Source organism: Modestobacter sp. DSM 44400 (assembly GCF_900107175.1).
In the GTDB taxonomy this organism is placed as follows: Bacteria; Actinomycetota; Actinomycetes; order Mycobacteriales; family Geodermatophilaceae; genus Modestobacter.
Map to the genome: position 1 here is coordinate 1 of NZ_FNOZ01000088.1, position 8,042 is coordinate 8,042.

6 protein-coding genes and 1 pseudogene are annotated in these 8,042 nt (G+C 71.1%); 1 reads left to right on the forward strand and 6 read right to left on the reverse strand.

Features of this window, described 5'->3' with window-relative positions:
- From BLW04_RS23935 to BLW04_RS23960, 6 genes and pseudogenes are all read right to left on the reverse strand, one after another.
- Positions 1-385, reverse strand: a pseudogene (locus BLW04_RS23935) (homogentisate 1,2-dioxygenase); the annotation flags it as partial.
- A gap of 39 nt (positions 386-424) precedes the next feature.
- Positions 425-2,083, reverse strand: a complete 1,659-nt coding sequence (locus BLW04_RS23940; protein WP_091548001.1) for an FAD-dependent monooxygenase — start codon at positions 2,081-2,083, stop codon at positions 425-427.
- 7 nt (positions 2,084-2,090) lie between these two features.
- On the reverse strand, positions 2,091-3,053 hold the full coding sequence (locus BLW04_RS23945) for an MBL fold metallo-hydrolase (protein WP_091548003.1): 963 nt from the start codon (positions 3,051-3,053) through the stop codon (positions 2,091-2,093).
- A gap of 96 nt (positions 3,054-3,149) precedes the next feature.
- Positions 3,150-4,484, reverse strand: a complete 1,335-nt coding sequence (locus tag BLW04_RS29395) for a cytochrome P450 (protein ID WP_091548005.1) — start codon at positions 4,482-4,484, stop codon at positions 3,150-3,152.
- Complete coding sequence (locus BLW04_RS23955; RefSeq protein ID WP_254781943.1) at positions 4,481-5,239, reverse strand: alpha/beta fold hydrolase; 759 nt, start codon at positions 5,237-5,239, stop codon at positions 4,481-4,483. The genes BLW04_RS29395 and BLW04_RS23955 overlap by 4 nt, the downstream gene beginning before the upstream one ends.
- A gap of 942 nt (positions 5,240-6,181) precedes the next feature.
- Positions 6,182-6,742 carry a helix-turn-helix domain-containing protein gene (locus BLW04_RS23960; RefSeq protein ID WP_091548009.1) on the reverse strand — a complete coding sequence of 187 codons (561 nt, stop codon included), beginning with the start codon at positions 6,740-6,742 and terminating at the stop codon, positions 6,182-6,184.
- Positions 6,743-6,832: 90 nt separating this feature from the next.
- Between BLW04_RS23960 and BLW04_RS29895 the strand changes: the two genes are divergently transcribed.
- A partial coding sequence (locus BLW04_RS29895; protein WP_175484263.1) for a transposase occupies positions 6,833-8,042 on the forward strand: 1,210 nt, incomplete at its 3' end.

Consider the following 8,042-nt stretch of genomic DNA (forward strand, 5'->3'; position numbering starts at 1 on the left):
TGGCGTTGCGGTAGTACGGGCTGGTCAGGCTGCTCACGGCGTAGGAGATCCGGACGTCGGCGTTGCCCAGCACCAGCCGCCGTCCGCACACCGGGTCCACGGCCCTGCGCTCCTGCGACGACATGGTCTCCTCTCCGGGGAACAGGTCGTGCAGCTTCAGGTGCCGCGGCACCAGCGGGGTGTTCGCCGTCAGCGTCTGATCGGGCAGCTCCCAGGGGCGGGCGTCGACCAGCGCCGAGGGGATGCCCCGGTGGTACAGCAGCGAGGAGTCGCTGCTGAACCCCTCCTCGCCCATCAACTCCTCGGAGTACAACCCGCCGTCGGGACGGCGGTGCTGGGTGTGCCGCTTGAGCGGAACGCTGCCCACCTGCCGGTAGAACGCCACGGTATCGGTCCTCTCGGGAGGTGGATGGAGCTTTCCGGCTCAAGCCCGGGGGGTCTTTCGGGCTAACTCGGCGGGGACCGGGACCGGGACCGGGACCGGGACCGGGGCCGGTCGCCCGGTGGCCCGGGCCAGTGCGGGCGCGACGTCGGCGGCGGAGGTCAGGACGGCTGCGACGTGGGCGTCCGGGCGCAAAACCCACACCTCGTCGGGCCGGACGCCGAGCGCGTCGCGCAGGGTCGACCCCGCGTCAAGGTCGCGGATGCGGTGCACGGCAACGGGCAGCTCTCCGGGCAGGGTCTCGGGCAGGGACGGCAGTGTCGCGTCGTCCCCGATGAGCACGGTGATCCCCTCGCGGGCCAGCTGGCGTAGCCGGACGATGTCCGGCCGGCCGGGCACGGACACGGGGCAGTCCGGCGTGAGCACGCCCGGTGCCGGCACCGGCACGTCCCCGCGGGCGGGCCGCCCGGGGAACGGCCGGCGCGGGTCGGGCGTGGTGAGCGGCGAGTCGACGTACCAGAACGGCTCGGCGAGACGACCGGAGTCGACCTCCGCGCGCGCGGCCGGATCGGTGGCCGCGCGCTCCAGCACGTCGAGGCGGCGGCGGGCCTCCTCCGGGGTGCCCGGCACCAGGAACCGCATCGTCGCGGCGGTCACGTCGAGGTTCTCCAGCGCGGCGGCGTGCCGTTCGGCGTGGTAGCTGTCGAGCAGGGACTCCGGCGCCCACCCGCGCAGCACGAAGGCGAGCTTCCACGCGCCGTTCTCTGCGTCCAGGACGCCGGAGTTCAGGCCCCGGGCGCCGAACGGCGAGACCAGGTGGGCGGCGTCCCCGGCGACGAGCACCCGCCCGACGCGCATCCGGTCGACCACCCTGGACTGGAAGCGGTAGACCGACTTCCAGACGATCTCGTAGGAACGGTCCCCGATGACCTGCCGGATCCGGGTGTCCAGCCCGCCCGACGCCTCCTCCGCGGCGAGGTCGAAGTCCGGGGGGACCTGCCAGTCGATCCGGAACGTCGAGTCCGGGCACGGGTGGATGAGTACCTGGCGGCCCGGGTTCCACTCCGGGTCGAAGTAGAAGCGGCGTTCGGTCTCCCAGCCGGGCAGGTCGGTGCGGATGTCGCAGATGAGGAACTGGTCGCCGAACGTCTGGCCGCCGAATGTCAGGCCCAGCGCCGTCCGGAGATCGTCACTGCGGGCTCCCGGGCACGCGACGGCGTAGGAGCCGCGAACGGACGCCGGGCCTTCGTCGGTTGCGCACACCGCGGTGACGTCGGAGGAGTCCTGCTCCATGCCGGTGACCCGGTGTCCCCAGCGGACCTCGATCAGTGGCTCGGCGGCGATCCGCTCGTCGAGCAGTTCCTCGGTGACGCACTGGGAGATGTTGACGAACGGCGGAAAGGGCGACTGCCCGCGGTCGACGAACCGGAAGCTGAACAGCTCGGTGGTGCGGTGGAACGTGCGGGCCGTGGTCCAGGTGACGCCGCGCCGGGCCACTTCGGCGCCGGCGCCGACCGCGTCCCAGACGTCGAGGACGTCGCGCTGCTGGCAGATCGCCTTGCTGCCCACCAGGTCGCGTTCGCGCCGGTCGTCCAGGACGACGACGCGCAGCCCCCAGCGGGCCAGCAGCAGCGCGGCGGTCTGGCCCACCGGGCCGCAGCCCAGGACCAGCACCGGGGCGCCGGAGGGAGGGGTGGTCACGGCCGGCTCAGCCCTGCAGCTCGGCCCAGACCTCGCGGTCGCGCGCCGCGGTCCAGATGACGGGCCGCTCGACGCCGTCCATCTCGTCCCAGAGACGCTGGACGTCGAAGGGCAGGCAGTGCTCGAAGATCGGCCACTTCCCGAACTTCGGCGCGAGGGCCTGGTGGGTGGCCTGGAAGGCATCCTTGAGCGTGCCACCGGAGCGGTGGGCGGCGCCGACGGTCTGCTGCATGGTGAGCAGGAACTCGCGGGTCTGCTCGACTGCGGCGTCGACTCCCTCGCGACCGCGGGCGATGGCACCCCGGCCGCCGATGAGCTGTTGGGCGCCGAGGGCCTTGATCCGGTCCAACGTGCCCGCGGCCCAGTCGAAGTGGAACGCGTCGCCGGTGTAGAGCGCCGCCTGCGACTCCACCAGGTCTCCGGCGAAGAGGATCTCCTGCTTGGGCAGCCAGGCGACGATGTCACCCTCGGTGTGGCCGCGGCCCAGGAACTCCAGCACCAGCTCGCCCCGGTCACCGCCCAGTTCGATGGTCAGCTTGTCCCGGAACGTCATCGTGGGCCAGGTGAGGCCGGGGATGGACTCGGGCTCCTCGAAGAGCCGCGGCATGCGGCCGTACTCGCTCTCCCAGTCCTGCTGGCCGCGCTCGTCGATCAGGTGCTTGGTCTGCTCGGAGCTGACGATGACCTCGGCGTCGAACGCGCTGGCGCCCAGCACACGGACGGCGTGGTAGTGGCTGAGCACCAGGTAGCGGACCGGCTTGTCGGTGCGCTCGCGCAGCTTGGTCAGCCAGCGGCGGGCGGCGACGGGGGTGGCCAGCGCCTCGAAGCAGACGAGGAAGTCCTCACCCTCGATCGCCCCCAGGTTGGGGTCGCCCTCGGCGGTCAGTGCGTACACGCCGTCGGCGAGCACTTCGAGGGTCTGTTCCTTGGCGCCGAGGTCGGCGGACGAGGCGAAGGGTTTGGCGGCCATGGTCGCTCCTCATGCCGTTCGTTATGAGAACGCTACGTTCGCTTAACGAAGCCAAGGGTAGGTGGGTGTGCTGCCGCATACAAGGCGCCGGGGTTGTCAGGCAGCCACCCAGTGCAGCGGAAGCCGCTTCACCCCGCGCTGGAAGTTCGAGCGCAGCAGGATCGGCGGCCCGTCGAGTTCCAGGACGCTGGTCCGGCGCAGCAGCGCGCCGAACAGCGCGTGCATCTGGACCCTCGCCAGCTGGGCGCCGAGGCAGAAGTGCGGTCCGTGCCCGAAGGACAGCTGCGGGTTGGGTGCGCGGCGGATGTCGAAGCGGTCCGGCTCGGAGAAGACGCGGTCGTCCCGGTTGGCCGAGGTGAAGGACACCACGACCTTGTCGCCGGCCCGGATCCGGACCCCGTCGAGGGAGACTTCCGCCGTCGCGGTCCGCCGGAAGACCATCACGGGGGTCCACCAGCGCAACATCTCCTCGACGGCGCCCGGCAGCAACGCGGGGTCGGCCCGTAGCTGGGCCAGGGCCTCCGGATGGGTCAGCAGCGTGATCAGGCCGCCGGGCAGCCCGTTGCGCAATGTCTCGTTCCCGGCCACCGCGAAGAGCCAGAACATGTTCTCGAACTCGGCGTCACTGACGATCTCGCCGCCCTCGTCGGTCTGCGCGAGCAGGATGGACATGACGTCCTGGCCGGGTACCCGGCGCTTCTCCTCGGCGAGCAGCCGGGCGTAGGCGTAGAGGTCGGGCATGCCGGCCCGCGTCCGCGGGTCGGGCATCAGCCCGTGCGGGTCGGGGGAGGGCCGCTGCGCCATCGCCCGGCGGGCCAGTTCCGTCCCATCCCTGCCGTCGAAGGTCGCAGATGCGGCGTAGTCAGGGTCCTGCCAGCCGATGACCCGGTTGGACCAGTCGAACATCAGCCAGCGGTCCGCGGTCGGAACCCCCAGGACGTCGGCGAGGGTGATCAGCGGCAGATCGGCGGCGACGTCCTTGGCGAAGTCGCACCGGCCCTCGGAATTCCCGGCGATCATCCGGTCGACCAGTTGCGCCGCCGTCGCCTCGATGGAGGCCGTCAGCGCCGCCACCGCCCGCGGCGTGAACGAGCGGGACAGCGGCCGGCGCAGCCGGGAGTGGTCCGGCGGGTCCATGTTGAGCATCATCCGGCGCACCCATGGGAGGTCCTGGGCGTCGCGGACCTGGGTCGCCCCGACCCAGGAGGAGAAGGTGGCCGGGTCCTTCAGGACCCGTTCGACCTCCCGGTGCCGCAGGACGAGCCAGAACCCGCTTCCGGCAGGGATGCCGTGTAGAGCCGGCTCGTCCACCCAGACGGCGGCCGCCGCCGAGCGCAGCCGCCGCAGCGCGTCGAGCGGTGGCCCGCTCTCGTACGTGGCCGGGTCGACGACGGAGAGCGCGTCGGCCGACCGGGTGTCCGCCGTAGTCACAGCTGGCGGACGAACCGCTCCACGCTGGTCATCAACGCGACCGGCGTCTCGAACATGGCGTAGTGACCAGCATTCGGCAGTACTTCGAGTGAGGCGTTCGGGTACTGCCGCAGAAAGGTCTGCTCCATCACGGCGGCGCCGAGCGCGGGGTCGTGTTCTCCGACGATGACCTGGACCGGGACGGGATGGTCCTGCACCTCGGCGGAGAAGTCGGTCCGTGCCCACGCCTCCAGGTAGGCCCCGAACGCCTGCGGATCGGAATTGTCGAGGGAGAACTGGACCATCTGGTGCAGCCAGGTGGGGCTCAGCCGGCCACCGGTGGTGAGGTCGATGATCGCGTACCGATTGTCCGGGTCGTCCGCGGCGCCGCTGAACAGCTGCCACGACTGCTCGTCGAAGGGAACTCCGGTGGAGGGGACGGGGCTGATCCCGATCAGCCCGGTCACCCGGTCGCCGGCGTCGAGGAGCACCCGTTGCATGATGCTGCCACTCATCGAGTGCCCCAGGACGGCGAAGGACGACCAGCCCAGCGCGTCGACGGCGTTCAGCGCGTCCCGCGCCATCTCGGCGATGCTGAACTCGCCACCCTCCCCGCGCCGGGCGCCATATCCGCGGTAGTCCAGGAACGCGTAGCTGTAGCAGTCTCCGTCGATGAGGTCCGGCAAGGCTCCCCACCCGGTCGCGGAACCGAACCAGCCGTGCAGCGCGAGCACCTTGCGCCGGCCGTTTCCGATCACCATGGGGTCTCGGGGCATGCCGGTAGTCTGCTGCGCCGGGCGGTCGGCGGACAAGGGCTGGGACGGCGCCCCGCGGCGCCGGGCGATCCCTCGCGCCGTCGGCCCACGGATCCCGTCGAGGGTCCGTCGAGGATGGGCCGTCTGGCAACGGGGCACCTCGGGGCTGGAACCCCCTCGATGCTGCTGAGGTGAGGCGGATGTCGGCGCTCGGTGACGAGTTGTGGGCTCGGGTGGAGCCGGTGCTGCCGGTGAGGAGGGGCACTACCGCTACCGCACCGGTATCGCTCGGCGTCGTCTGCCGGGCGGGGTTCGCGGCGTGGCAGACGGTGTGGAAGGGGCAGCACCGCGTCTCCACCGATGCGACCTGGGACAAGGTGCTGACGCGCTGCGGATCCGGGCCGACGTCGACGGTGGCATCGACTGGCGGTCTTCGGCGGACTCCACCAGTGCCCGGGTCCATGAGCGAGGCGCGACCGCCGCGAGGTCGAAGACGAAGCCCACGTCGCACACGGGGGGCTCCGTGGAATGAAGAGATCGCCGTCGTCGCACAGACGAACCGGCCGATCAGGCGATCGGCCGCTCGACTCAGCTCAGCACCTTGATCAATCCGGGCGGCTCGTCAGCGGCGTTGGCATCCTCGTCCCGCGCCTCGACGCCCCCACGGGGAAGCCGGACAGTGCGGTTGCGCACGGCGTGTCGTTGGGCACGAGCGACACGGGCGCTCGCTGGCCATGGAGGCAGACGTGTGCCAACCCGGATGTGGCCATTCCCTCCGGAGCTGCGTGGTCGCATCGTCGGGAGTAGGTGCGCGATGTCGAAGGTGCAGGGGAAGCCGTGGCGCACGAAGGGGCGCGACCTGCGCCGTCGCGGCCGGCGACAGCAGGACGATCCGCGCACGGGCCCGATGGGGCGCCCTGCGCATCGTGGACGTCGGCAAGAAGGCGAGAGTGTGCGACCGGTTCAGTCGGGGCTGAACTGCCGGACTAGCGGCACCGTTGTGACCAAGTGCACGACCGCAGTGCCGGCCGACGCCCGCAGTGCGTGCGGCACGTCGCCGGGAAAGCGTATGAAGTCGCGCTCCTCGAGGAGGTGCGCATCATCAGCGGGCCCGGCCAGCACCGCCCCGCTGAGGACGTAGGCGTGCAACAAGGTCCCCGGGGAGAGCGCTGCCCGGACTTCGCGGGAGCAATCCAGTTCCACGACGGCCGTGTCGACCTGTCCACTTCCGTGGATGCGGTCCAGCGAGCGGAGGCGGACGGTTCCGATCTGCTCCCACGTCGCGTCGGCCGAACGCTGGATGGACACCGGACTTCCCCATTCGGTGAGCAGCCACGTGACGCCGACGCCGAGCGCGCGGGCCACCGCGATGAGCGTCTCCACGGTGGGGTTGCCGGTGCCGCTCTCGAGGTTGGCGATGGTCTGCTTCGCCAATCCGGCCTCGTGGGCAAGCGCGCCGATGCTCAGTCGTCGCTCACCCCGGATCCGCCGGACATTGCGGCCTAGACCTGGGACATCTGCCATGCGTCCATTGTGTTAGCCGCTTGTCCATCTTGACCAGACTGTAGCGACCACTGACGATGGTGTGGATCACATTCCACCCCGGGGGTCCCCGTGCAGTACACCGATGTCGCCCTCCCACTCGGCTGCGCGTGGTCCTCGCCGTTCGCCAAGTGGCAGGGAACGCTCGCCGAGGTCCCGAGCCTGAAACTGGCCGTCGCAGTCACCGCACGTGCTCTCGCCGACCGGGGACTGGACCCGACGGCTTTCGACGGCGTCGTGCTGGGTTGCACTGTCCCGCAGAAGGACATCTTCTACGGCGCCCCGACCCTCGCGGCCCGGCTCGGAGCCACCGGCCTGAGCGGACCGATGATCGCCCAGGCCTGCGCCACGAGCGTGGCGGCCCTGCACTCGGCCGCCGGTGCCGTCGCAGCGGGGGCTGGACCGCAGTTGGTCGTCGCCACCGACCGCGTCTCCAACGGTCCGACGCTGTCCTGGCCTGCGCCCAGCTCGATGGGCGGGGCGCCAGTCACCTCGCACTGGGTGCTCGACAGCTTCGCCCGCGACCCGTGGGCGGATGCCGGCATGCTCGCCGCGGCCGAGGTCGTCGTCGGTGAGATGGGAGCCACCCGGGACGAGTTGGATGACCTGACCGCGCTGCGGTGGGAGCAGTACGCCGCCTCCCTCGCCGACGACCGGGCGTTCCAGCGGCGGTACCAGGTCCCGGTGCAGATACCGAGCCGGAAGGGGGTGCTGACCCTCGACGCCGATGAGGGGATCCGGCCCAGGACCCGGGACGGCATCGGCGCGCTGCCGCCGGCCGCGGCCGGCGCGCTGCACACCTTCGCCTCGCAGACCCACCCGGCCGACGGCTGCGCGGGGGCTGTGGTCACCACGGCGGAGCGGGCACGGGCGATGTCCGGTGAGGGGATCGTCCGGATCCTCGGCGTGGGTTTCGCTCGGGTGGCCCCTAGAGCGTGTCTGCCAAAGATTGGCGGGTTGGTGGGCGACGCTGGACGAATGTTGCGTACCGACGAGATCCCGGACGAGTTGTGGGAGTTGATCCAGCCGGTGCTGCCTGCCGGCGGTCATCAGGGCCGGCCGTGGAATGACCACCGACTGACGCTCGAGGCGATCATCTGGCGGTACCGCACCGGGTCGCCGTGGCGTGACCTGCCCGATCACTTCGGCGCGTGGCAATCGGTGTGGGAACGCCACCGTCGCTGGTCTGACGACGGCACCTACGTGCGGATGTTCGCCGCGGTGCGCGCCGCAGCCCCTGAGCGCGATGAGCAGCTGCGCAACCTGTTGTCGGTCGATTCCA